General features: G+C 51.1%; 24 protein-coding genes and 1 pseudogene. 16 read left to right on the top strand and 9 right to left on the bottom strand.

The genetic code is table 11. The annotated features are described in order from the left end of the window. Positions 1 to 38: 38 nt before the first annotated feature. Both ESM_RS0122835 and pckA read right to left on the bottom strand, forming a co-directional pair. Positions 39 to 431, bottom strand: a complete 393-nt coding sequence (locus ESM_RS0122835) for a hypothetical protein (RefSeq protein ID WP_000119466.1) — start codon at positions 429 to 431, stop codon at positions 39 to 41. Positions 432 to 505: 74 nt separating this feature from the next. Then, entirely contained in the window at positions 506 to 2,128 is a 1,623-nt protein-coding gene (pckA, locus tag ESM_RS0122840; RefSeq protein WP_001517232.1) for a phosphoenolpyruvate carboxykinase (ATP), read from the bottom strand. A gap of 377 nt (positions 2,129 to 2,505) precedes the next feature. Between pckA and ESM_RS0122845 the strand changes: the two genes are divergently transcribed. Beyond that, positions 2,506 to 4,230 (top strand): DUF4153 domain-containing protein, encoded by a 1,725-nt coding sequence (locus ESM_RS0122845; RefSeq protein ID WP_000370891.1) that lies wholly within the window; start codon positions 2,506 to 2,508, stop codon positions 4,228 to 4,230. Positions 4,231 to 4,379: 149 nt separating this feature from the next. Here the strand turns inward: ESM_RS0122845 and hslO are convergent, their stop codons facing one another. From hslO to igaA, 4 genes are all read right to left on the bottom strand, one after another. Next, complete coding sequence (gene hslO / locus ESM_RS0122850) at positions 4,380 to 5,258, bottom strand: Hsp33 family molecular chaperone HslO (protein ID WP_001517230.1); 879 nt, start codon at positions 5,256 to 5,258, stop codon at positions 4,380 to 4,382. Between the two features lie 24 nt (positions 5,259 to 5,282). Further along, on the bottom strand, positions 5,283 to 5,684 hold the full coding sequence (gene hslR, locus ESM_RS0122855) for a ribosome-associated heat shock protein Hsp15 (RefSeq protein WP_000660493.1): 402 nt from the start codon (positions 5,682 to 5,684) through the stop codon (positions 5,283 to 5,285). 10 nt (positions 5,685 to 5,694) lie between these two features. Then, a complete protein-coding gene (yrfG, locus tag ESM_RS0122860; protein ID WP_000547898.1) occupies positions 5,695 to 6,363 on the bottom strand; it encodes a GMP/IMP nucleotidase in 669 nt (222 codons plus the stop codon). Between the two features lie 63 nt (positions 6,364 to 6,426). After that, positions 6,427 to 8,562: an intracellular growth attenuator protein IgaA gene (igaA, locus tag ESM_RS0122865; protein WP_000104500.1), complete on the bottom strand. Its 2,136-nt coding sequence runs from the start codon at positions 8,560 to 8,562 to the stop codon at positions 6,427 to 6,429. Positions 8,563 to 8,883: 321 nt separating this feature from the next. Between igaA and nudE the strand changes: the two genes are divergently transcribed. After that, positions 8,884 to 9,444, top strand: coding sequence for an ADP compounds hydrolase NudE (gene nudE, locus ESM_RS0122870; protein WP_000045743.1), 561 nt, complete (start codon positions 8,884 to 8,886; stop codon positions 9,442 to 9,444). A 9-nt stretch (positions 9,445 to 9,453) separates the two neighbouring features. Here nudE and ESM_RS0122875 read toward each other — a convergent pair whose 3' ends face one another. The 3 genes from ESM_RS0122875 to ESM_RS1000000129490 form a co-directional block, all read right to left on the bottom strand. After that, a complete protein-coding gene (locus ESM_RS0122875; protein ID WP_000402438.1) occupies positions 9,454 to 10,098 on the bottom strand; it encodes a hypothetical protein in 645 nt (214 codons plus the stop codon). A 61-nt stretch (positions 10,099 to 10,159) separates the two neighbouring features. Continuing rightward, positions 10,160 to 11,182, bottom strand: a complete 1,023-nt coding sequence (locus tag ESM_RS1000000129485) for a penicillin-binding transpeptidase domain-containing protein (RefSeq protein WP_272941448.1) — start codon at positions 11,180 to 11,182, stop codon at positions 10,160 to 10,162. A 90-nt stretch (positions 11,183 to 11,272) separates the two neighbouring features. Continuing rightward, positions 11,273 to 12,712: a transglycosylase domain-containing protein gene (locus ESM_RS1000000129490; protein ID WP_010381184.1), complete on the bottom strand. Its 1,440-nt coding sequence runs from the start codon at positions 12,710 to 12,712 to the stop codon at positions 11,273 to 11,275. A 119-nt stretch (positions 12,713 to 12,831) separates the two neighbouring features. Between ESM_RS1000000129490 and hofM the strand changes: the two genes are divergently transcribed. The 14 genes and pseudogenes from hofM (at position 12,832) to ESM_RS0122950 (ending at position 24,530) form a co-directional block, all read left to right on the top strand. Then, on the top strand, positions 12,832 to 13,611 hold the full coding sequence (gene hofM / locus ESM_RS0122885) for a DNA utilization protein HofM (protein ID WP_000874538.1): 780 nt from the start codon (positions 12,832 to 12,834) through the stop codon (positions 13,609 to 13,611). Beyond that, a complete protein-coding gene (locus ESM_RS0122890) occupies positions 13,611 to 14,150 on the top strand; it encodes a PilN domain-containing protein (protein ID WP_001069349.1) in 540 nt (179 codons plus the stop codon). The genes hofM and ESM_RS0122890 overlap by 1 nt, the downstream gene beginning before the upstream one ends. Continuing rightward, positions 14,134 to 14,574 carry a HofO family protein gene (locus tag ESM_RS0122895; RefSeq protein ID WP_001091223.1) on the top strand — a complete coding sequence of 147 codons (441 nt, stop codon included), beginning with the start codon at positions 14,134 to 14,136 and terminating at the stop codon, positions 14,572 to 14,574. The genes ESM_RS0122890 and ESM_RS0122895 overlap by 17 nt, the downstream gene beginning before the upstream one ends. Then, positions 14,564 to 14,971 (top strand): DUF2531 family protein, encoded by a 408-nt coding sequence (locus tag ESM_RS0122900; RefSeq protein WP_001214394.1) that lies wholly within the window; start codon positions 14,564 to 14,566, stop codon positions 14,969 to 14,971. The genes ESM_RS0122895 and ESM_RS0122900 overlap by 11 nt, the downstream gene beginning before the upstream one ends. Next, complete coding sequence (hofQ, locus tag ESM_RS0122905) at positions 14,880 to 16,121, top strand: DNA uptake porin HofQ (RefSeq protein WP_000815959.1); 1,242 nt, start codon at positions 14,880 to 14,882, stop codon at positions 16,119 to 16,121. Before ESM_RS0122900 ends, hofQ begins: the two co-directional genes overlap by 92 nt. 400 nt (positions 16,122 to 16,521) lie before the next feature. Beyond that, a pseudogene (gene aroK / locus ESM_RS01000000125720) lies at positions 16,522 to 17,042 on the top strand (shikimate kinase AroK). Positions 17,043 to 17,098: 56 nt separating this feature from the next. After that, on the top strand, positions 17,099 to 18,187 hold the full coding sequence (aroB, locus tag ESM_RS0122915) for a 3-dehydroquinate synthase (RefSeq protein ID WP_000439860.1): 1,089 nt from the start codon (positions 17,099 to 17,101) through the stop codon (positions 18,185 to 18,187). Positions 18,188 to 18,278: 91 nt separating this feature from the next. Further along, positions 18,279 to 19,577, top strand: coding sequence for a cell division protein DamX (damX, locus tag ESM_RS0122920; protein ID WP_000343183.1), 1,299 nt, complete (start codon positions 18,279 to 18,281; stop codon positions 19,575 to 19,577). Positions 19,578 to 19,683: 106 nt separating this feature from the next. Continuing rightward, complete coding sequence (dam, locus tag ESM_RS0122925; RefSeq protein ID WP_000742158.1) at positions 19,684 to 20,520, top strand: adenine-specific DNA-methyltransferase; 837 nt, start codon at positions 19,684 to 19,686, stop codon at positions 20,518 to 20,520. A gap of 17 nt (positions 20,521 to 20,537) precedes the next feature. Then, complete coding sequence (gene rpe / locus ESM_RS0122930) at positions 20,538 to 21,215, top strand: ribulose-phosphate 3-epimerase (protein WP_000816280.1); 678 nt, start codon at positions 20,538 to 20,540, stop codon at positions 21,213 to 21,215. Continuing rightward, on the top strand, positions 21,208 to 21,966 hold the full coding sequence (gene gph, locus ESM_RS0122935; protein ID WP_001031725.1) for a phosphoglycolate phosphatase: 759 nt from the start codon (positions 21,208 to 21,210) through the stop codon (positions 21,964 to 21,966). The genes rpe and gph overlap by 8 nt, the downstream gene beginning before the upstream one ends. Further along, the gene (trpS, locus tag ESM_RS0122940; protein WP_000165548.1) at positions 21,959 to 22,963 is read left to right on the top strand and encodes a tryptophan--tRNA ligase; all 1,005 of its coding nucleotides are present in this window, start codon (positions 21,959 to 21,961) and stop codon (positions 22,961 to 22,963) included. Before gph ends, trpS begins: the two co-directional genes overlap by 8 nt. Positions 22,964 to 23,245: 282 nt before the next feature. Further along, a complete protein-coding gene (yhfZ, locus tag ESM_RS0122945; RefSeq protein ID WP_001254804.1) occupies positions 23,246 to 24,151 on the top strand; it encodes a GntR family transcriptional regulator YhfZ in 906 nt (301 codons plus the stop codon). A 16-nt stretch (positions 24,152 to 24,167) separates the two neighbouring features. Then, positions 24,168 to 24,530, top strand: coding sequence for a hypothetical protein (locus ESM_RS0122950; RefSeq protein ID WP_000450044.1), 363 nt, complete (start codon positions 24,168 to 24,170; stop codon positions 24,528 to 24,530). The last annotated feature ends 6 nt before the right edge of the window (positions 24,531 to 24,536 follow it).

Genomic DNA, 24,536 nt, shown 5'->3' on the forward strand with positions numbered 1-24,536 from the left:
TCACAACACGAGAATATAGACTCATCGTGTTGATAAGATTATTCAACTTCCATATTGCTACTTACATTGCAAAAACCAACTTGATGAAGGTGAGCTATTTCACGAACTTTTTTCAATGCGTCATCTGCTACAGACCAGCTAAATGCCATATAGATAATATTTTTTCCAATTGAATAGTCGGTCAAATAAACATCTAATCCTGACTCATCCAGCTTATCGAACTGTTCGTCATCGGGGGCATCCGCCCCATTTAAATTAGGGAAGGTTTGAATCAGAGTTGAGTAAAAATTTCTAAGGGCGGGGCTGCTTATTTCTGAATTATTGTAGTCGTGTTGTTCACTCCACGAAGTTTGCTTCTCATACCATTCCATAAAAACAGCCGGATCTTGTGGGGCTGCACTACGTTCAAACACCATTAAATCGTAGCTCATTGATGCTTCCTTTCTACTATAAAAAATCCCCCGTATCTTGCGAAACGGGGGCTTTTGTCTCTTAACTTAACTGATTACAGCTTCGGGCCAGCAGCGACCAGCGCGGCACCCGCAGGGGTGTCGGTGTATTTATCGAAGTTGTCGATAAACAGTTTCGCCAGCGTTTCAGCTTTTTCCTGCCACTGTTCCGGAGAGGCGTAGGTGTTACGCGGATCGAGGATCTTCGTGTCTACGCCCGGCAGCTCGGTTGGGATCGCCAGGTTAAACATCGGCAGGGTGAAGGTTTCTGCGTTATCCAGCGAACCGTTCAGGATGGCATCGATAATGGCGCGGGTATCTTTAATGGAGATACGTTTGCCAGTGCCGTTCCAGCCAGTGTTAACGAGATATGCCTGCGCACCCGCCGCCTGCATACGTTTCACCAGCACTTCTGCGTACTGAGTCGGGTGCAGCGACAGGAATGCCGCGCCGAAACAGGCAGAGAAGGTTGGCGTCGGTTCGGTGATGCCACGCTCAGTACCGGCCAGTTTGGCGGTGAAGCCTGAGAGGAAGTGGTACTGGGTTTGATCGGCAGTCAGGCGAGAAACCGGCGGCAGTACGCCAAAAGCATCTGCGGTCAGGAAGATCACTTTAGTCGCGTGGCCCGCTTTGGAGACTGGCTTAACGATGTTTTCGATATGATAGATCGGATAAGAAACGCGGGTATTCTCGGTTTTTGAACCATCATCAAAGTCGATAGTGCCATCTTCACGCACGGTGACGTTTTCCAGCAGCGCATCGCGACGGATGGCGTTGTAGATTTCGGGTTCTGCTTCTTTCGACAGCTTGATGGTTTTCGCGTAGCAGCCGCCTTCGAAGTTAAATACGCCGTCATCATCCCAGCCGTGCTCGTCATCGCCAATCAGGCGACGTTTCGGGTCGGTGGAAAGGGTGGTTTTACCGGTGCCGGAAAGGCCGAAGAACACCGCAACATCGCCTTTCTCGCCAACGTTGGCGGAGCAGTGCATGGAGGCAATGCCTTTCAGCGGCAGCAGGTAGTTCATCATTGAGAACATCCCTTTCTTCATTTCGCCGCCGTACCAGGTGCCACCAATCAACTGCATGCGCTCAGTCAGGTTAAACGCAACGAAGTTTTCAGAGTTCAGACCCTGTTCTTTCCACTGCGGGTTGGTGCACTTCGCGCCGTTCATGACGATAAAGTCTGGTTTGAAATCTTCCAGCTCTTCATCACTCGGGCGAATAAACATGTTCTTGACGAAATGCGCCTGCCAGGCCACTTCGGTGATGAAACGCACGGAAAGGCGAGTGTCCGGGTTAGCGCCACAGAAAGCGTCAACGACAAACAGGCGTTTGCCGGAAAGCTGTTTGGTCACCAGGCCTTTCAGATGCTGCCAGGTTTCCGGAGAGAGAGGTTTGTTGTCGTTCTTACCTTTGCCTTTGTCGGCCCACCAGAAGGTATCGCGGGTAGTATCGTCACGGACGATATACTTATCTTTTGGTGAGCGGCCGGTGAAGATCCCGGTATCGACGGCAACAGCACCCAGGTTAGTTAACACCCCGCGCTCATAACCGGTCAGGTTTGGATCAAGCTCTTCCTGATACAACAGATCATAGCTTGGGTTGTAAACGATATCATGTACGTCACTGATACCATAAGCCTCGAGTTCTTGCGGGGTCAAACCATTGTTAACGCGCATTTCACTGCTCCTTAGCCAATATGTATTGCCTGAATAGTAAAGTCTTTTTGGGGGTGTTAACCGCGACAAGGCTCATAGATTTACGTATCTGGAGAAATTCATATTTGACAAAAAACTCCGTGATTCCTGTCACGAAACGGTTGCTATTATCGCAGAAATAGCATTCCCGGTGTGGAAAATGTTCTTAAAAGGTTAAAAATTGGTTTATATGGCAGGGATATTGTGAGCGTAATCGCATTCATTTATGAAACTGATGAAAATTCAATAGATAAAGTATCGATTCACCACGCTAACTTTTTTTGATTATTTTCTGAAAAAAGCAAATTAGTCCTGCCTGGATGCGATAATTAACTCTCCTTTCGAATCTGGATACCAACATGGACAACGTTGAACTTTCACCCGTAACACGCTGGGGAATGGTTGCTACCGGATTACTCCAGGGGCTGGTTTGCTACTTGCTGATAACCTGGCTTGCCGGAAAAAATAACAGTTGGATTGTCTATGGCGTGCCTGCGACCCTGGCGCTTTCATCTGTTTTACTCTTCACCGTGGTGTCCTTCAAACAGAAGCGACTTTGGGGATGGTTGGCGATAGTGTTGATTGCCACTCTCGGGATGAGCGGCTGGCTGAAGTGGCAAATTGATGGCATGAGTCCCTGGAGAGCGGAAAAGGCGCTTTGGGATTTTGGTTGTTATCTGCTGTTGATGGGAGTGATGTTGCTGCCGTGGATACAACAGAGCCTGCGTGTGCACAATGACATTACCCGCTATAGCTATTTTTACCAGTCGGTATGGCATAACGTACTTGTATTATTAGTGATTTTTATCACCAATGGCCTGACGTGGCTGGTGCTTTTACTGTGGAGTGAGTTATTTAAACTTGTTGGCATCACGTTTTTCAAAACGCTCTTTTTTTCAACCGACTGGTTTATTTATCTTACGCTGGGGCTGGTTACTGCGCTGGCGGTGATCCTGGCGCGGACACAGTCACGTTTAATTGACTCAATTCAAAAGTTGTTCACGTTAATTGCCACGGGTTTACTGCCGTTGGTGTCATTGCTGACGCTGCTGTTTATTATCACCCTGCCGTTTGCGGGCCTGAATGCGATTTCTCGCCATATCTCTGCCGCTGGGTTGCTTTTGACGCTGGCCTTTTTGCAACTGCTTTTAATGGCCGTTGTCCGCGATCCGCAAAAAGCATCAATTCCCTGGGCTGGCCCGTTGCGTTACCTGATTAAAACCGCTCTGCTGGTTACGCCGCTGTATGTGCTGATCGCCGCCTGGGCGTTATGGTTGCGGGTTGCTCAGTACGGCTGGACTGCCGAACGCTTGCATGGTGCGCTGGCTGTGGTGGTGTTACTGGTTTGGTCGCTGGGATATTTTGTCAGTATTGTCTGGCGTAAAGGGCAAAATCCCCTTGTTCTTCAGGGTAAAGTGAATCTTGCGGTTTCGTTGCTGGTGCTGGTGATACTGGTATTGCTTAATTCTCCAGTGCTGGACAGTATGCGCATTAGCGTGAACAGTCATATGGCGCGTTATCAGAGCGGCAAAAACACGCCAGACCAGGTGAGTATCTACATGCTCGAACAGAGCGGTCGCTATGGACGTGCGGCGCTCGAGTCGCTGAAAAGCGATGTCGAGTATATGAAAGACCCGAAACGCAGACGGAGTCTGCTTATGGCGTTTGATGGAGTCCAGCGTCTTCAGCAGCGGATATCGGAAAAAGCATTAGCCGATAATGTATTAATTGCCCCAGGTTCTGGCAAACCGGATGCGACATTCTGGTCGGCAGTGATGAAAAATCTCTATAACGCGATGATATGTATTGAAAAAGACGCCTGTGTACTGGTTGAGCAAGATCTGAATAGTGATGGCAGGGCAGAGTGGATTCTTTTCGCTTTTAATAGTGAAAGATATATTGTTTATGGCTTTGATCCTGACAAGAAAGAATGGCAAGAGCTTACGATGAGTTTACTTCCGCGCGAAATAACGAAAGAAAAATTACTCACTGCTGCGAAGGAGGGAAAACTGGGGACGAAGCCTAAAGCGTGGCGCGATCTTACGGTGGATGGTGAAACGCTGGATTTGAATCTGAATGAGTGACAACGCGCATCTGATTTTTGCCGGATTCGGTGCGAACGCCTTATCTGACCTACAATAACTTGCGATTTATACCGTAGGCCTGATAAGCGCAGCACATCAGGCTATTAAGACAAAAAATCCGGCAGAGTTGTCTCTGCCGGATTTACTAATTAATGAACCTGCGGGTCTGCCGGAGATGCGTTGTTGCGGATCCCGGCAATATCCATCGCATTGAACACATAGTGGTTACCACAGTAATCACAATGCATGTCAATTTCGCCTTCTTCCGCCAGGATGCTATCTACTTCTTCATCCGGCAGCGTTTTCAGCGCGTCGGCGCAACGTTCACGCGAGCAGGTGCATTTGAACTCAACATCCTGCGGATCGTAAACCGTCACTTCTTCTTCGTGATACAAACGCCACAAAACCTCGTTTGCCGGTAAGGTCAGCAGTTCTTCGGTTTTGATGGTTTCGGTCAGTGTCGCCAGGTGATTGAAGTCATCCTGCTGGGCATTTTGCGCAGGCATCACCTGCAACAGCATGCCGCCAGCGGCAGGCTTACCATCTACTTCGCCGGTGCGAATAAACAGGCGCGTCGGCAACTGTTCAGAACGCATAAAGTAATCTTCCAGGCAAGCTGCCAGGGTATCACCTTCCAGACCAACGACGCCCTGATAGCGTTCGCCTTCGCTCGGCGTAATGGTAATTACCACATAACCGTTACCGACCAGCGTTTTCAGATCGGCATTTTCTGGAATTTCGCCCTGCACGCGTGCGACGCCGCGCATCTGCTGTTTGTTGTTTCCGTTGATGACCGCCAGATTCATCGGGCCGTCGCCTTGTAGTTGCACGGTGATATCACCATCAAACTTCAGTGTAGCGGTCAGCAGGCTGGTTGCGACCAGCAGTTCTGCCAGCACGTTTTTCACCGGCTGCGGATAATCGTGATTCTCAAGGATCTGTTGCAGGGTTTCCGAAACGGTTACCAGTTCGCCGCGCACGGCAAAGTTTTCAAACAGATAGCGATGTAATTGGTCATGTTGCGGCATAATCATCTCTCTTGCAGGTGACAGTTATTCACTGTCGCCGTGTTTAAATCGTAACAGGTCGCGGCGCTCTTTTTTGTCCGGGCGTCGGTCCGGGTGCGGCATGGTTAAGGCATTAAGTTTACGTGCCAGCGCCATTTTTTCGCGTTTCTCTACACTTTCCGCAGTCTCTTCATACAGCAAGACCGCCTCGCTGGCGGGGCGACGCTGCTCAGTAATCGCCTTCACAATTACTGTTCGCTCGTCATTTCCCTGGCGCAGTGTGAGCGTGGCATTCAGTTCGACGACTTTACTCGGCTTGCTGCGCTGCCCGTTGTAATGCACCTTACCGCCTTCAATCATTTCGCGGGCCAGCGCGCGGGTTTTATAAAAACGGGCGGCCCATAGCCATTTATCCAGTCGAACCTCAACAGCAGGTTTTTCTTTCATGGCGTCTCCTTCACATTAGCGAGGGGATCAGGCGGCGGTAGTCATTCAGTGACGGATGGCGCTCATACTGTTTTTCAGCAATCCCTGAGTCGGGATTAGTAACGCCGAGGCAGTAACGAATACCAAATTGCGCGGCAGCGTCGAGAATCGCTTCGCTGTCATCAATAAACAGCGTTCTTTCAGCTTTCAGACCCGTAGCTTCGGCCACCGCATGCCATAACCGCTGATCCTCTTTCGGATAACCAAATGTGTGGGTGGAAAGTAATAAATCAAGGTGTGCGTCCAGACCGGTATGCTCGAGTTTTACCGCCAGATTGTGCGGATGGGCGTTAGTGAGCAAAATTCGCCGCTTGCCGCTGGCTTTCAGAGCTTCAAGAAACGGAATGGTATCTTCACGCAGCACGGCGCGTGGCCCCATTTCGGTGGTCATCGCGCAAATATCCAGGCCCAGTTGCTCACTCCAGTAATCAAGACAGTACCAGTTTAGCGTATGCTGCACGTCGTGATATTGCTGGCGCATATATTCCATCGCTTCTTGTGGCGTGACACCGTTCTGCGCGCCCCAGGTTTCGGGCACCAGCTTTTGCCAGAAATAGTTATCGAAAGCGAGGTCGAGCAGTGTGCCGTCCATATCCAGCAGAACGGTGTCTACGTCCTGCCAGGCAATGTTGATATGCATGGGGGAATCTCCAGAGTGAAGCAATTTGCGCGACAGGGTAGCATAACCTGCCGCGCAAACGTGTTATTCGATGAGGCTTTCTGAAGATGTCAGCAGTTTCGAATTCAGGCAGTTTTCGTAGTATTCCTGAATTTTTAGCATACGGGTACGGTGACGCTGGCATCGTCGCCAGGCCTGCACGCCATTATAGATGGTGCTGCCCAGCATCGTTAGCAACAGCAATGTCGTGCCCAGATAGCGCCACAGTCCGGAGCGATCCGGGATGGGGTGCAGGCCGATATGCTGCGTGCCGTTGGCGTCGGTGAAAATTTTGGTGACGATCCCCTCGGCGTTAAAAGGCGTATGCATCAACATTTGTGCCAGCTTCTGGAAGGCGTTCCACTGCTCTTGTGGCGGATAATCATAAAGCGAAACCGCAGGCCACGGTTGATCGACTAAATCACTGCCTTCGTCGCTGACAATCAGGAATCCTCCCGGTGCCGGGCTATTCAGTGATTGCGCCGCTCGCGCCGTTTCATGAGTGATGAATGGTGCTGTAGAGGTTTCCACCAGGTTATCGAGTGATTCTGCACTCACCGGGCGGAGTAACACATTGACACCGTCGAGTTTTCCGGCGTTGGCGCGTTTTACCAGTGCGTCCCAGTCCTTACTGTTGCCGAGATTTACCAGCGCATTTTTCAACCGTACACAATCATCTTTGGCAGCACAGAGATCAGCCGTCTTCAGCACAATGTCGCCAAAGTCATCAAGCAGTACCATGCCGGATTTCTGAATTGCTGAACGCAATGAGGCGCTGACGCGAGATTCATCATCCGGTTTCGGGTGCAACTGGCGGTTTACTGCCTCGGTCAGTGCCGTGGCCTTGTTGACCAGTTCAGACTCTGGTAATGGCAATGAACGGGCGTCATTCCAGATGATCTGCGAGCAGTCAAATGGCAAAAACGGTGAATTAGTTTTCGCGCTCCAGGTTCCGGAAGTGCGGATATTACACATCCCTGTACCGCTAAGACGTAAGGTATCGCCTACACGTACTCCGGCATCTGCCAGTTGTTTAACGCTGGTGGCCTCAATGGTCTGCGCGCCTTTCATCCAGGAGAGGGTGAATTTCAGCGGCATATCCAGCGGGATCCAGAACAGCAGCATAAACAGCACCAGCAGCGATCCGGCAGCGATAATCGTACTGCGTAGCCAGTGTTGCAGCGGGAAGTTTTTCACTTCGTCATGCAGCGAAAGATAGCGTCCCTGGCGTACCACATGCCGATCAAGGTAGATATCGATATCCGTTTGCTGCCCCAGATCCTGGGCAATATAAGGCTGCCAGTGCGCGGGATAGACCAGGTCGATAATACCGAGCGAGATATTGTTGATTTGTTCCTGATCGTTTTCGCCAAATAATCCCCAACGACGCGGCGTACCACGCAGACAGTGGATCTCCCGCAGGGATGATTTTGCCGGCGGTGCAAATAGCCCCCACAGGCCTGCTCCCAGCAGCAGTAATGCGCCACCAGCCAGCCACGGAACAAAGACATCCGGGGTAATCAGGCAGAAAAAGAACATCAGGAAGGAGGCGACAATCAGTAACGCTTCACGCAGCCCACGCGGGCGACTAAGCGCATACTCTTCGTGCGTTTCTTTGCGAATATTGAGTAATTCAATTTGTTCGCTTTCTTCTCCGCGAATAGACGCCTGCGTTGACGGGACTGGCTGTAACGCATAGCCGCGAGTTTCCTGCATGTACTCTTGCAGCGTATGACCGTTGAGTGAAATAACCAGCGGCAGCGAATCGGTATGGATCAGTTCAACGGTATTTTCATCGTTGATGTACTGCTCCCAGAACGGGGGCAGGTGGACTTCCACCGAATCGAGATAGTAACGCCATTTGTTTGGATCGTCGGTAGAAATGCCATAACGCGTGATGGCGTGCGTCAACATCATGACGTTGTTGCTTTCGGCGTTCAGGGTCAGAGAAACAGGAGCCGTGCTGGCACCCGTTGGGCCGGGAACCTGCAAAACCTGCGTCAGACTGTCGAGATAATTTTCAACGGCGCTACGTTCTTCAGAAGTGAGTTTGCGCGTTTGCGCATCAGCGAAGGCGTTAGCCCAGGACAGTGGACGTCGCCTGGAGCGTACTTTTATCAGCCATCCTGCAAGTAGTGAGCAGGCCAGCAAAGCAGCTAAAAAAATCACAATGGTGCTCATGCTTTCCCCATCTTACTTAATTTGTCAGGTGTGGTTAGTCGCATCCTGGACACAATATAGGATTCTGCGGTTGGCTATCGGCAAGCGTGGAGTTGAACTTGAGCATCATTAAGCGCATCCCAGTAACCGCTGATCATAGCAAACCCTCTGAGGGCGGAATATCAGCAAATTCCTGGACTTATTTCAACCTATTGACTTTTTATTTGATTTGAGAATGATTATTTATTAGGTTACGTAAATGTAAATAACATGCAATTCACATTGCCGAAAGCGTGTCCGATATCGCACAATAACTGCTGATTTCACAGCATAGATTCCACGATGAGCAAATCATTACAAAAACCCACCATTCTGAATGTTGAAACTGTAGCCCGTTCCCGATTGTTTACCGTCGAAAGCGTGGATCTGGAGTTCAGCAACGGCGTGCGGCGTGTTTATGAACGAATGCGTCCAACCAACCGGGAAGCCGTGATGATTGTGCCGATTGTGGACGATCACCTGATTTTGATCCGCGAATACGCAGTGGGAACTGAATCCTACGAGTTAGGATTTTCGAAAGGGTTAATTGACCCCGGTGAAAGTGTCTATGAAGCCGCTAACCGCGAGCTAAAAGAAGAAGTGGGATTTGGTGCGAACGATCTGACTTTCTTGAAGAAGCTCAGCATGGCACCGTCTTACTTTTCCAGCAAAATGAATATCGTGGTGGCGCAGGATCTCTACCCTGAATCGCTGGAAGGCGATGAGCCAGAGCCGCTGCCGCAAGTGCGCTGGCCGCTGGCGCATATGATGGATTTGCTCGAAGACCCTGATTTCAACGAAGCGCGCAATGTCAGCGCGCTGTTCCTGGTACGTGAGTGGTTGAAGGGGCAGGGGCGGTTGTAAAACCCCTGTTTATGCAGGCTGGCGTGACTGGGCGATTTTTTCGTGAATAAACGCCAGTGCTTCCTCTTCTTTATCACTCAGCCATATAAAACTTGATTTGTTCATAACCAATATAAATATATCTTTATAGGGGATAAGGTCATTTATCTCTGACCAGACACAAAAGCTGTGGGTGCCAGATTTTTTCCAGCATTTAACACCAGTCTCATCGATTTTAAAGTTCAATCCTTCCTTCATTGCTGTTTGATTGTAGAGAGCAGATTGCGCTTTCTTCAGTTTATGTCTTGTCCAGTAGGTCTTTACTGAAAAAAACATACCATGTAGCCAAAATACGATAATTAATACTTTGTTTTTGTTGAGTATAAACAGAAGGTCATCGGTGATGTTATTCCAGACTGATAATTCAATTTCTATATTAAATATCCCTAAAATCACGAGAGATGCAGGGAATAGCAAGAAAAACGTGACAGCAATGATGTCATAGAGAGTCGCTTTGTGCAGGCGTGGCACTTTATCTGGATGATATCTTCGTAGAACAAGGCCATTGATGGTTAGAAAATCAGTCTGGTTGAGGCTGAACGGGGCATATTGCCTGGTGAACTGACGACTGATTTCGCTGCAATTCTCTGAAAGAGAAGGGGAGTGAATTTCCATTTTCGTTGATATCTTCCATAGTAAAAAAGCCCGGCAACATTAACGCTGCCGGGCGTCGTTTTTAGAACAATTCCTGCGCCTCACCATTATCAATAATGGTTGTACCTACCTCGCGCACCGCCTGCTGTGTAGGCTGCGTACCTTCGATGAAATACTCTTCGCGGCTGTTACCGCCGCTGGCCAGTTGCCCGGTGCTGCGATCGATATTCACCGTCACAATACCCGGCGGCGGTGTCAGGGGTTGTTCTGGCACACCTTCCAGAACGGCTTTCATATAAGCGTCCCATGCAGGCTGCGCGCTTTTAGCACCACCTTCATAACCAGAGATTTGATCTTTAATCGCCCCGGAAGCCGTGGTGTGACCGAGATTACGGCGGTGATCGTCAAAGCCAATCCATACCGAAGTCACAACGCCCGGACCGTAACCCGAGAACCATGCATCCTTCGAGCTGTTGGTGGTTCCGGTTTTCCCGCCGATATCATGACGCTGCAAATCACGACCTGCGCGCCAGCCAGTACCCTGCCAGCCTGGTTCACCAAAGATATTGGTGTTCAGGGCGCTCTTAATCAGGAATGCCAGCGGTGTGCTGATGACGTGCGGTGCGTACTCTGGCGCGCCAGTCTTCGCCACTAATGTCTGATTAGCCTGCTCCAGTTGCGGCATTGGAACGGAAACATTCTGCTGCGAGCGAGAGGTAGCAACATCTTCAACGTCGCTATTTTCCAGCACGTTCGATTTTTGCGTATCACCGTAAATCACCGGAATATCACATTCCGGGCAGGCTACTTTCGGTTTAGCTTCGAAAATCACGCCACCCTGGTCGTTTTCAATTTTGCTGATAAACCAGGGGTCAACCAGGAAGCCACCATTAGCCATCACTGCGTACCCACGCGCCACCTGTAGCGGCGTGAAGGAAGCAGAACCCAGCGCCAGCGATTCAGTGTGGACAATGTTTTGTGCCGGGAAGCCGAAGCGTTGCAAATACTCTGCGGCATAGTCCACGCCCATCGCACGCATCGCTCGTACCATTACCACGTTTTTCGACTGACCCAGCCCCTGGCGTAAACGGAATTGGACCGGCATACTGCGGTGGTGAGTTTTTCGGCTGCCAGTCTGAACCCGCGCCTGCATCCCAGCGGGAAATCGGCACATCGTTCAACATACTTGCCAGCGTCAGACCTTTATCATCGCTGCGGTGTAGAGGAAAGGCTTGATATTCGAACCAACCTGACGCAGCGCCTGGGTGGCGCGGTTAAATTTGCTCTGGTTGAAGTCAAAGCCACCGACCAGCGCCATAACCGCGCCGTTTTGTGGATTGATAGATACCAGCGCAGAGTTCACTTCCGGCACCTGTGCCAGCCACCAGGCATCGCCCATCTGGCGAACCCAGATTTGCTGACCTGTTTGCACAACATCGCTCACTTTACGCGGCGTCGGTCCCTGCTGAGTATCTGAACGATAAGGCCGCGCCCAGCGCACTCCTTCCATTCGCAGCGTTACGGATGTTCCGTCCGCCAGCATTGCTGTCGCTTCCTGCGGGTTGGCGCGGGTGACCGCGGCAGGCAGCAGCGGACCATAGGTCGGCAGCGCCTTCAGCGTATCGGTAATCTTTTTGTCATCCCACGCTGACTCACCTGCTTTCCACAGCACATTGGCTGGGCCGCGATAGCCATGACGCATGTCGTAGTCCAGAACGTTATTACGTACTGCTTGCTGTGCGGCCTGCTGCACTTTGCGGGTAATGGTAGTGTAAATGCGATAACCGTCTTCATAAGCGCTTTCGCCGTAACGGTTATACATCTCCTGGCGTACCATTTCGGTGAGATACGGCGCTGAGAAGGCGATCTCCGGTGCGTGATAGTTGGCGTTAACCGGCTCAGTGCGTGTCTGAGCGTACTGCTGTTGAGTGATATACCCTTCGTCCAACATTCGCGACAGCACGACGTTCCGTCGCGCAACGGCACGATCCATAGAGTAGAGCGGGTTGAAGGTGGAGGGGGCTTTCGGTAGCCCGGCAATCACCGCCATTTCGTTCAGCGTCAATTGATCGACCGTTTTACCGAAATAGACTTGTGCCGCAGCACCGACACCATAGGCGCGGTAACCGAGGTAAATCTTGTTCAGATAAAGCTCGAGGATTTCGTCTTTCGTCAGCAACTGTTCAATACGAATCGCAAGGAAGACTTCCTTAATTTTACGCATCAACGTGCGTTCTGGACTCAGGAAGAAGTTTCTCGCCAGTTGTTGGGTGATGGTGCTCGCCCCTTGTGATGCGTGGCCGGAGAACAGCGCCACGCTTGCCGCACGGAAGATCCCCACCGGGTCAACACCGTGATGCTCGTAGAAGCGGCTGTCTTCCGTCGCAATAAAGGCTTTCACCATTTCCGGCGGGATTTGATCCAACGTAACCGGAATACGACGTTTTTCACCGTATTGAGCAATTAGCTCGCCATCGGCACTGTAAATCTGCATCGGAATTTGCAGGCGTACATCTTTTAATGTCGCCACATCCGGCAGTTGTGGCTCGATGTAGCGGTAGAGGCCATAAATCGAGCCTGCTCCCAGCAGAATGCAACAGACTGCAAGGATCAATAAATACTTTACGAACTTCACTGGAAATTTCCCATTTAGTTTCATTTGGGCAGTTTATAAACAAACGCGCGGTAGTATAAAGGCAAGCCAGACGCATTGATATACCCGTCAGAGTGACGGGGGATAAGGAGATCATCACAATGGCATTTAAGATCTGGCAAATTGGTTTGCATTTACAACAGCAAGAAGCGGTGGCGGTTGCTATCGTGCGTGGCGCTAAAGAATGCTTTTTACAACGCTGGTGGCGCTTGCCGCTGGCAACAGACATTATCAAAGATGGGCGCATTATTGACGCGGAACGGCTGGCCAAAACGTTGTTACCGTGGAGTCGTGAACTGCCGCGCCGTCATCACATTATGTTGGCATTTCCTGCCAGCCGCACGTTACAGAGGGCAATACCGCGTCCGGCGATGTCCCTCGGTGAACGGGAGCAAACGGCCTGGCTGACAGGTACGATGGCCCGCGAGCTGGATATGGAACCGGACTCCCTGCGCTTTGATTACAGCGAAGATTCGCTAAGCCCTGCTTATAACGTGACCGCTGCGCAAAGCAAAGAGCTGGCGACGCTGCTTACCCTGGCAGAAAGATTGCGTGTTCACGTTAGTGCGATTACCCCAGACGCCTGCGCTTTGCAGCGATTCCTGCCTTTTTTACCCTCTCATCAGCGGTGCCTGGCCTGGCGTGATAACGAACAGTGGCTATGGGCGACGCGTTATAGCTGGGGGCGCAAACTGGCGGTAGGGATGACAAGCGCGAATGAGCTGGCGGCGGCGTTAGCTGTTGACCCCGAAAGTGTCGCGATATGTGGTGAAGGTGGATTTGACCCCTGGGACGCGGTTTCTGTTCGTCAGCCGCCGCTACCGCCGCCTGGTGGAGACTTCGCTATTGCGCTGGGTCTGGCGCTTGGGGAGACGCGCTGATGAATCCGCCAATCAATTTTTTGCCCTGGCGACAGCAACGCCGGACAACCTTTTTTCGCTTCTGGTTGCTGATGTTCGTTGCTCCTTTGCTGTTGGCTGTTGTGATAACGCAAATGCTGCGTCTGGCAAGCAACGCCGAAGCTCGCGTAGATGCTGTTTTACTTCAGGCAGAACAGCAACTTGCCCGTGGCTTACAGGTTACTAAGCCGCGTTTGCTGGAGCGCCAACAATTTCGCGAACAGCGTTTGCAACGTCAGCGCCAGCGACAATTTACCCGCGACTGGCAATCTGCACTGGAGTCACTGGCGACGCTTTTACCGGAGCACGCCTGGCTGACCACGATAAGCTGGCAGCAGGGAACGCTGGAGGTAAAGGGACTTACGGCGAACATTACCGCGTTAAATGCGCTGGAAACGTCACTTCGTCAGGATGCTACTTTTCAGCTCAACCAGCGTGGGGCCACGCAGCAGGATGCACAAGGACGCTGGCAATTTGAGTATCGGTTAACAAGGAAAGTTAGCGATGAACACGTTCTTTGACTGGTGGTATGCCACATCACCCCGTATCCGCCTGTTTGGGTGGACGCTCTGGTTGCTGGTGTTATTCACGCTCCTCTTTCTTTCATTGGCACGCCAGGAAGAGAGCGATGCATTAACCCGACTGCGAGCAACGAATCACCAGCAATCCGTCGCACTGTATCGCCTGGTAGATACCACTCTCATCAGCGAAGAAAAGACATTGCCATTTTCGCCGCTGGATTTTCAGTTGCCCGGCGCGCAACTGGTTTACTGGCACCCGTCCGCCCAGGGAGGCGAGTTGGCGTTGAAAACGCTTTGGGAAGCGGTGCCGCCTGCATTTACACGCCTGGCAGAACGCAATGTCAGCGTGAGCCGTTTTTCGTTAAGCGTGGAAGGTGATGAACTTTTGTTCACGCTACAACTGGAGACGCCACATGAGGGGTAAACGCTGGTTGTTGGCGGGTGTTGCATTATGCCTTTTAACGGGGATGCGTGACCCTTTTAAACCGCCGGAGGATATATGCCGGATTAGCGAACTCAGCCAGTGGCGTTATCAGGGAATAATAGGGCGAGGCGATCGCGTTATTGGCGTAATAAAAGATGGCCAAAAGAAATGGCGACGGGTACAGCAAAACGATGTGCTGGAGAATGGCTGGACGATTTTTCAACTGACGCCAGAAACATTAACGCTGAAAACCGGAAAAAACTGCGAACCGCCACAGTGGTTGTGGCAACGGCAAGGAGATAAAAATGAAGCAATGGATAGCCGCGCTACTGCTGATAATCATGATACCCATCGTACAGGCGGCAAAGCCGCAAAAAGTCACGCTGATGGTGGATGATGTTCCGGTAGCTCAGGTTTTACAGGCACTGGCTGAACAGGAAAAGTTAAACCTGGTGGTCTCGCCTGACGTCAACGGTACGGTGTCATTACATCTCACTGACGTTCCCTGGAAGCAGGCACTACAAACCGTAGTGAAAAGCGCCGGGCTGATAACGCGCCAGGAAGGCAACATTCTCTCGGTGCATTCTGTTGCCTGGCAGAATGACAATATCGCCCGTCAGGAGGCTGAACAGGCGCGGGCGCAGGCGAATCTTCCGCTGGAAAATCGCAATATTACTCTGCAATACGCAGATGCCGGAGAGCTGGCGAAAGCAGGGGAGAAGTTGCTTAGCGCCAAAGGCAGTATGACCGTCGATAAACGCACCAATCGCCTTTTGCTACGTGATAACAAAGCTGCGTTAACTGCGCTGGAACAGTGGGTTGCGCAAATGGATTTGCCGGTCGGGCAAGTTGAACTGTCGGCGCACATTGTCACTATTAATAAAAAAAGTTTGCGGGAATTGGGGGTGAAATGGACGCTGGCAGATGCGCAACAAGCTGGCGGCGTTGGGCAAGTGACCGCACTTGGAAGCGATCTTTCCGTGGCGACGGCGACGACGCATATCGGGTTTAACATTGGGCGCATCAACGGGCGTTTACTGGATTTGGAGCTTTCCGCACTCGAACAAAAACAGCAACTGGATATTATCGCCAGCCCGCGTCTGCTGGCCTCGCATCTCCAGCCTGCCAGCATTAAACAAGGAAGCGAGATCCCGTATCAGGTTTCCAGCGGTGAAAGCGGCGCGACGTCGGTGGAATTTAAAGAGGCCGTACTGGGAATGGAGGTCACGCCTACAGTGTTACAAAAAGGCCGCATCCGGTTGAAATTACACATCAGCCAGAACGTGCCGGGGCAAGTACTACAACAGGCCGATGGCGAAGTGCTGGCGATTGATAAACAGGAGATCGAAACGCAGGTTGAAGTCAAAAGCGGAGAAACGCTGGCACTGGGCGGCATCTTTACCCGTAAAAATAAATCGGGACAGGATAGCGTACCGCTGCTGGGCGATATCCCCTGGTTCGGGCAATTATTTCGTCATGACGGAAAAGAAGATGAACGACGTGAGTTAGTGGTGTTTATCACGCCACGGTTGGTTTCCAGTGAGTAAATCACCGCAAAAACGGCGATGTTTTTATGCTGAACATGTCTCATCTATTTGACGTGCGCAGGTATTTAGCATACAAGGAGTACCGATTTGAGAGTCGGTGTTCCTTGCTGCCTGCGTTATATGATGGTGATTTATCTTTCACGCGGCATTTTGCTGTCTTTTTTACGCTAATCTTACCCGGTGATTTATCGCCAGAGCGGTGATAGCAAGGCAGTGCACCTGCAACGACCAGATATGCAGAGGGAGGGGCGATTTATTCAGTTGCCAAACCCGCTGGAGTATTGAGATAATTTTCAGTCTGACTCTCGCAATATCTTATGAGGTTTCAGTTCATGTCCTGCGGCGCTCTCTGAGCGAAGCGGGTTTATCATTAACGAATAGTCTTAGTAGTACCGAAAAAATGGCAGAGAAACGCAATATCTTTCTGGTTGGGCCTATGGGTGCCGGAAAAAGCACTATTGGGCGCCAGTTAGCTCAACAACTCAATATGGAATTTTACGATTCCGATCAAGAGATTGAGAAACGAACCGGAGCTGATGTGGGCTGGGTTTTCGATTTAGAAGGCGAAGAAGGCTTCCGCGAACGCGAAGAAAAGGTCATCAATGAGTTGACCGAGAAGCAGGGTATTGTGCTGGCTACTGGCGGCGCTCTGTGAAATCCCGCGAAACGCGTAACCGTCTTTCCGCACGTGGTGTTGTCGTTTATCTTGAAACGACCATCGAAAAGCAACTTGCGCGCACGCAGCGTGATAAAAAACGCCCGTTGCTGCACGTTGAAACGCCGCCGCGTGAAGTTCTGGAAGCGTTGGCTAATGAACGCAATCCGCTGTATGAAGAGATTGCCGACGTGACCATTCGTACTGATGATCAAAGCGCCAAAGTGGTCGCAAACCAGATTATTCACATGCTGGAAAGCAACTAATTCTGGCTTTATATACACTCGTCTGCGGGTACAGTAATTAAGGTGGATGTCGCGTTATGGAGAGGATAGTCGTTACTCTCGGGGAACGTAGTTACCCAATTACCATCGCATCTGGTTTGTTTAACGAACCAGCTTCATTCTTACCGCTGAAATCGGGCGAGCAGGTGATGTTGGTCACCAACGAAACCCTGGCTCCCTTGTATCTCGATAAGGTTCGCGGCGTACTTGAACAGGCGGGTGTTAACGTTGATAGCGTTATCCTTCCTGACGGCGAGCAGTATAAAAGCCTGGCAGTGCTCGACACCGTTTTTACGGCGTTGTTGCAAAAGCCGCACGGTCGCGATACGACGCTGGTAGCGCTTGGCGGCGGTGTAGTGGGCGATCTTACCGGTTTTGCAGCGGCGAGCTATCAGCGCGGTGTTCGCTTCATTCAAGTCCCGACGACACTGCTGTCGCAGGTGGACTCTTCCGTCGGCGGCAAAACCGCAGTCAACCATCCCCTCGGTAAAAATATGATTGGCGCTTTTTATCAGCCAGCATCCGTGGTGGTGGATCTCGACTGTCTGAAAACGCTTCCCCCGCGAGAGTTAGCTTCGGGGCTGGCGGAAGTCATCAAATACGGCATTATTCTTGACGGTGAGTTTTTCAACTGGCTGGAAGATAATCTGGATGCATTGCTCGGTCTGGATGGTTCGGCAATGGCGTACTGTATTCGTCGTTGTTGCGAGCTGAAAGCAGAAGTTGTTGCTGCCGACGAGCGCGAATCCGGTTTACGTGCTTTACTGAATCTGGGACATACCTTTGGTCATGCCATTGAAGCTGAAATGGGCTATGGCAATTGGTTACACGGCGAAGCGGTTGCTGCAGGTATGGTGATGGCGGCGCGGACGTCGGAACGTCTTGGGCAGTTCAGTTCTGCCGAAACGCAGCGTATTATTACTCTGCTCACGCGGGCTGGGTTACCGGTTAATGGGCCGCGCGAAATGTCCGCGCAGGCATATTTACCGCATATGCTGCGTGACAAGAAAGTCCTTGCGGGAGAAATGCGCTTAATTCTTCCGTTGGCAATTGGTAAAAGCGAAGTTCGCGGCGGCGTATCGCACGAGCTTGTTCTTAATGCTATTGCCGATTGTCAATCAGCGTAACAACAAGAAAGGTCAGGCCGCTTATTAAGTGGTCTATTAGCTTCAGGTTAATTGCAACGTGGTAAGCATTAACCTTTTAGTGGGGTGTTAAATGGATGAATTCAAACCAGAAGACGAGCTGAAACCCGATCCCAGCGATCGTCGTACTGGTCGTTCTCGTCAATCTTCTGAGCGTTCAGAACGTACTGAACGTGGCGAACCGCAGATCAATTTTGATGATATTGAACTTGATGACACTGACGATCGCCGTCCGACTCGTGCGCAAAAAGAGCGCAATGAGGAACCGGAAATCGAAGAAGAAATTGATGATTCCGAAGATGAAGCTGTGGATGAAGAGCGCGTAGAGCGTCGTCCGCGTAAGCGTAAAAAAGCAGCCAGCAAACCGGCTTCTCGTCAGTATATGATGATGGGCGTCGGCATTCTGGTTCTGTTGTTGTTGATCATCGGTATCGGTTCTGCGCTAAAAGCCCCCTCGACCTCTTCCAGCGATCAAACTGCGTCTGGTGAGAAGAGTATTGATCTTTCTGGTAATGCGGTCGATCAGGCGAATGGTGTGCAGCCAGCGCCGGGAACCACGTCTGCGCAAAATACCCAGCAGGATGTTTCTCTGCCACCGATCTCTTCTACGCCGACCCAGGGGCAATCCCCGGCGGCAATGGATGGGCAGCAACGTGTTGAAGTGCAGGGCGATCTGAATAACGCGCTGACACAACCACAAAATCAGCAGCAGTTGAACAATGTGGCGGTCAACTCCACGCTGCCGACCGAACCTGCGACTGTAGCCCCAGTTCGCAATGGCAATGCATCGCGTGATACGGCGAAAACGCAAACTGCTGAACGTCCGACCACCACGCGTCCGGCACGTCAGCAGACGGTGATTGAACCGAAGAAACCGCAAGCAACCGTGAAAACGGAACCGAAGCCAGTAGCACAACAGCCGAAGCATACTGAACCGGCTGCGCCAGTGGTGAGCACCAGGGCACCTGCTGCGACTTCTACGTCAGTAGCAACGCCTGCGCCAAAAGCGACCGCCAGCACGGAGCCTGCACAAACGGCATCTCCGGCGCAAACCACGGCAACACCAGCCGCTGGGGCGAAGACCACAGGCAATGTCGGCTCGTTGAAATCGGCACCGTCCAGCCATTACACTCTGCAGCTAAGCAGTTCTTCTAACTACGACAACCTGAACGGTTGGGCGAAGAAAGAGAATCTGAAAAACTACGTTGTCTATGAAACGACGCGTAACGGTCAGCCGTGGTATGTCCTGGTTTCTGGCGTGTACGCTTCGAAAGAAGAAGCGAAAAAAGCGGTATCTACATTGCCAGCCGATGTTCAGGCCAAAAACCCGTGGGCGAAACCGCTGCGTCAGGTACAGGCCGATTTGAAGTAATCAAGGCTATTTCCCGCAATGGTTTACCGTTGCGGGAACTGCCTGAAGCGCTGGATGCTGTCGGAGCTTTCTCCACAGCCGGAGAAGGTGTAATTAGTTAGTCAGCATGAAGAAAAATCGCGCTTTTTTGAAGTGGGCAGGGGGCAAATATCCCCTGCTTGATGATATTAAACGACATTTGCCTAAGGGCGAATGTTTGGTTGAGCCTTTTGTGGGTGCCGGGTCGGTGTTTCTCAACACCGACTTTTCTCGTTATGTCCTTGCTGATATCAATAGCGACCTGATCAGCCTCTACAACATTGTGAAGACGCGTACCGATGAGTACGTACAGGCTGCTCACGAGCTGTTTGTTCCTGAGACAAATTGCGCTGAGGTCTACTATCAGTTCCGCGAAGAGTTCAACAAAAGTCAGGATCCCTTCCGCCGGGCGGTACTGTTTTTATATCTGAATCGCTACGGGTACAACGGTCTGTGCCGTTACAATCTGCGCGGTGAATTTAATGTGCCATTCGGCCGTTACAAAAAACCCTATTTCCCGGAAGCAGAGTTGTATCACTTTGCCGAAAAAGCGCAGAATGCCTTTTTCTATTGTGAGTCTTACGCCGACAGCATGGCGCGCGCGGATGATGCATCCGTCGTTTATTGCGATCCGCCTTATGCACCACTTTCTGCAACCGCCAACTTTACGGCGTATCACACAAATAGTTTTACTCTTGAACAACAAGCGCATCTGGCGGAGATTGCTGAAGGTCTGGTTGATCGCCAGATCCCGGTACTGATTTCCAATCATGATACTGCGCTAACGCGCGAGTGGTATCAGCGCGCAAAATTGCATGTCGTCAAAGTTCGACGCAGTATAAGCAGCAACGGCGGCACACGTAAAAAGGTGGACGAACTGCTGGCTTTGTACAAACCAGGAGTCGTTTCACCCGCGAAAAAATAATTCTCAAGGAGAAGCGGATGAAACAGTATTTGATTGCCCCCTCAATTCTGTCGGCTGATTTTGCCCGCCTGGGTGAAGATACCGCAAAAGCCCTGGCAGCCGGCGCTGATGTCGTGCATTTTGATGTCATGGATAACCACTACGTTCCCAACCTGACGATTGGACCTATGGTGCTGAAATCCTTGCGTAACTACGGCATTACCGCCCCTATTGATGTACATTTGATGGTGAAACCGGTTGATCGCATTGTGCCGGATTTCGCTGCCGCAGGTGCCAGCATCATTACCTTTCATCCTGAAGCCTCAGAGCACGTTGATCGCACGCTGCAACTGATTAAAGAAAATGGCTGTAAAGCGGGTCTGGTGTTCAACCCGGCCACGCCGTTGAGTTATCTGGACTATGTGATGGATAAGCTGGATGTGATCCTGCTGATGTCAGTTAACCCCGGTTTTGGCGGTCAGTCTTTCATTCCGCAAACGTTAGATAAACTACGCGAAGTGCGTCGCCGCATCGACGAGTCTGGTTTTGATATCCGCCTGGAAGTGGATGGCGGAGTGAAGGTTAATAACATTGGCGAAATCGCTGCGGCGGGTGCGGATATGTTCGTCGCTGGTTCGGCCATTTTCGACCAGCCAGACTACAAAAAAGTCATTGATGAAATGCGCAGTGAACTGGCAAAGGTAAGTCATGAATAAGTTTGAAGATATTCGGGGCGTTGCCTTCGATCTCGATGGCACGCTGGTTGACAGTGCTCCCGGTCTTGCTGCCGCGGTAGATATGGCGCTGTACGCGCTGGAGTTACCTGTCGCAGGCGAAGAAAGAGTTATTACCTGGATTGGTAACGGCGCAGATGTTCTGATGGAACGAGCACTGACCTGGGCGCGTCAGGAACGTGCGACCCTGCGTAAAACGATGAGTAAGCCGCCTGTTGATGACGACATCCCATTGCAAGAACAGGTGCGTATTATGCGTAAGCTGTTTGACCGCTACTATGGCGAGGTTGCTGAAGAAGGGACGTTTTTGTTTCCACACGTTGCCGATACGCTCGGTGCGTTGCAGGCCAAAGGCTTGCCGTTAGGTCTGGTCACGAACAAACCGACGCCGTTTGTTGCGCCATTGCTTGAAGCTTTAGATATCGCCAAATACTTTAGCGTGGTCATCGGTGGCGATGACGTACAAAACAAAAAGCCGCATCCGGATCCGCTGTTACTGGTGGCTGAACGTATGGGCATTGCTCCACAACAAATGCTGTTTGTTGGCGACTCTCGCAATGATATTCAGGCGGCAAAAGCGGCCGGTTGTCCTTCTGTTGGCTTAACCTATGGATATAACTACGGCGAGGCTATCGAACTTAGCCAGCCTGATGTAATTTATCAGTCTCTCAATGACCTTCTGCCCGCATTAGGGCTTCCGCAAAGCGAAAATCAGGAATCGAAAAATGACTAAGCCCATCGTTTTTAGTGGCGCACAGCCTTCAGGTGAATTGACCATTGGTAACTACATGGGTGCGCTGCGTCAGTGGGTAAACATGCAGGATGACTACCATTGCATTTACTGTATCGTTGACCAACACGCTATTACCGTGCGCCAGGATGCACAGAAGTTGCGTAAAGCGACGCTGGATACGTTGGCACTGTATCTGGCTTGTGGCATCGATCCTGAGAAAAGCACCATCTTTGTTCAGTCCCACGTACCGGAACACGCACAGTTAGGTTGGGCGCTGAACTGCTATACCTATTTCGGTGAGCTGAGCCGCATGACTCAGTTCAAAGATAAATCTGCACGTTACGCTGAGAATATCAACGCTGGTCTGTTTGACTATCCGGTGCTGATGGCAGCAGATATCCTGCTGTATCAAACCAACCTGGTGCCGGTCGGTGAGGATCAGAAACAGCACCTGGAACTGAGCCGTGATATCGCCCAGCGTTTCAACGCGCTGTATGGCGATATCTTTAAAGTGCCAGAGCCGTATATTCCGAAATCTGGCGCGCGCGTAATGTCTTTGCTGGAGCCGACCAAAAAGATGTCCAAGTCTGACGATAACCGCAATAACGTTATCGGCCTGCTGGAAGATCCGAAATCGGTAGTGAAGAAAATCAAGCGTGCGGTCACTGATTCCGACGAGCCGCCAGTAGTTCGCTACGACGTGCAGAACAAAGCGGGGGTTTCTAACCTGCTGGATATCCTTTCTGCAGTGACTGGCCAGAGCATCCCGGAGCTGGAAAAACAGTTCGAAGGCAAAATGTATGGTCATCTGAAAGGCGAAGTGGCAGAAGCGGTTTCCGGAATGTTGACTGAATTGCAGGAGCGTTATCACCGTTTCCGCAATGACGAAGCCTTCCTGCAACAGGTGATGAAAGACGGCGCAGAAAAAGCCAGCGCACACGCTTCCCGCACGCTGAAAGCGGTTTACGAAGCAATTGGTTTTGTAGCGAAGCCGTAATTCAACATTGTTGGCAAAGTGCGCTTTGTTTATGCCAGATGCGACGTGAACGCCTTATCTGGCCTATAAAATGTTGTAAATTCAACATGTTGAAGGAAAGCGTAGCGCATCATGCAGTTTTGCTTTTATCATCACTCTGAAACCGGGGAAACCCGGTTTTTTTGTCCCTTTTTCGCAGTAATCCGGAAAAATGTGAAGCATCTCGCCGTTTCCATCTCTCATGGTTGCCACTTATCTTCATTTTAATGAATATATAAATATTCACTTTATTGAAAATTTACTATGCGCCGAACGTTTATCAAAAAAGAAGGTGTCGTCATCACGACGCTGGCCCGTTATTTGTTGGGTGAAAAATGCGGTAATCGCCTGAAAACGATTGATGAGCTGGCAACTGAATGCCGCTCGTCCGTTGGCCTGACGCAGGCCGCGCTAAAAACGCTGGAATCAAGCGGCGCGATACGCATTGAACGTCGCGGGCGTAATGGCAGTTTCCTGGCGGAGATGGATAACAAAGCGCTGTTGAGCCATGTCGATATCAACAATGTAGTCTGTGCGATGCCTCTGCCTTATACCCGTCTGTACGAAGGGTTGGCGAGCGGGTTAAAAGCCCAGTTTGATGGCATTCCTTTTTACTATGCGCATATGCGCGGCGCGGATATTCGCGTGGAGTGTTTGCTTAACGGTGTGTATGACATGGCAGTGGTTTCCCGGCTGGCGGCAGAAAGTTATCTCACACAAAAAGGTTTATGCCTCGCACTGGAGTTGGGGCCGCACACCTACGTTGGTGAGCACCAGTTGATTTGTCGCAAAGGTGAATCCGGTAATGTGCAGCGTGTTGGGCTGGATAGTCGCTCGGCGGATCAGAAAATCATGACCGATGTCTTTTTTGGTGATCGCAGTGTGGAGCGCGTCGATCTCTCCTATCACGAGAGTTTGCAGCGCATTGTCAAAGGTGATGTCGATGCGGTGATCTGGAATGTGGTGGCAGAAAGCGAACTGGCCATGCTTGGATTAGAAGCGACGCCGCTCACAGACGATCCGCGATTTTTGCAGGCCACCGAAGCCGTGATCCTGACGCGAGCTGATGATTACCCGATGCAACAATTACTGCGTGCGGTTGTTGATAAACACGCCCTGCTTGCCCATCAACAGCGGGTGGTCAGCGGGGAACAGGAACCCAGTTATTAAATAAAAGGCATCTAAAATGGAAACCAGACTCAACCTGCTTTGCGATGCAGGGGTCATAGATAAGGACATCTGTAAAGGCATGATGCAGGTTGTCAAGATTCTGGAAACAGAATGTCATCTGCCCATACGTAGCGAGCAGGGAACGATGGCGATGACGCATATGGCGAGTGCGCTGATGCGCAGCCGTCGCGGTGAACAGATACTGCCGCTGGATGACGAATTACTGACGGAACTGGCGCAATCCAGCCACTGGCCAGCGATCATGCAGTTGCATCGGGTGTTATTGCAGGGATTCGCGTTGGAAGTTAACCCGTGTGAAGAAGGATATCTGCTGGCCAACCTTTATGGATTATGGATGGCCGCTAACGAAGACCTTTGAAGCACA

The sequence above is a fragment of the Escherichia sp. TW09308 genome, assembly GCF_000208565.1.
In the GTDB taxonomy this organism is placed as follows: domain Bacteria; phylum Pseudomonadota; class Gammaproteobacteria; order Enterobacterales; family Enterobacteriaceae; genus Escherichia; species Escherichia marmotae.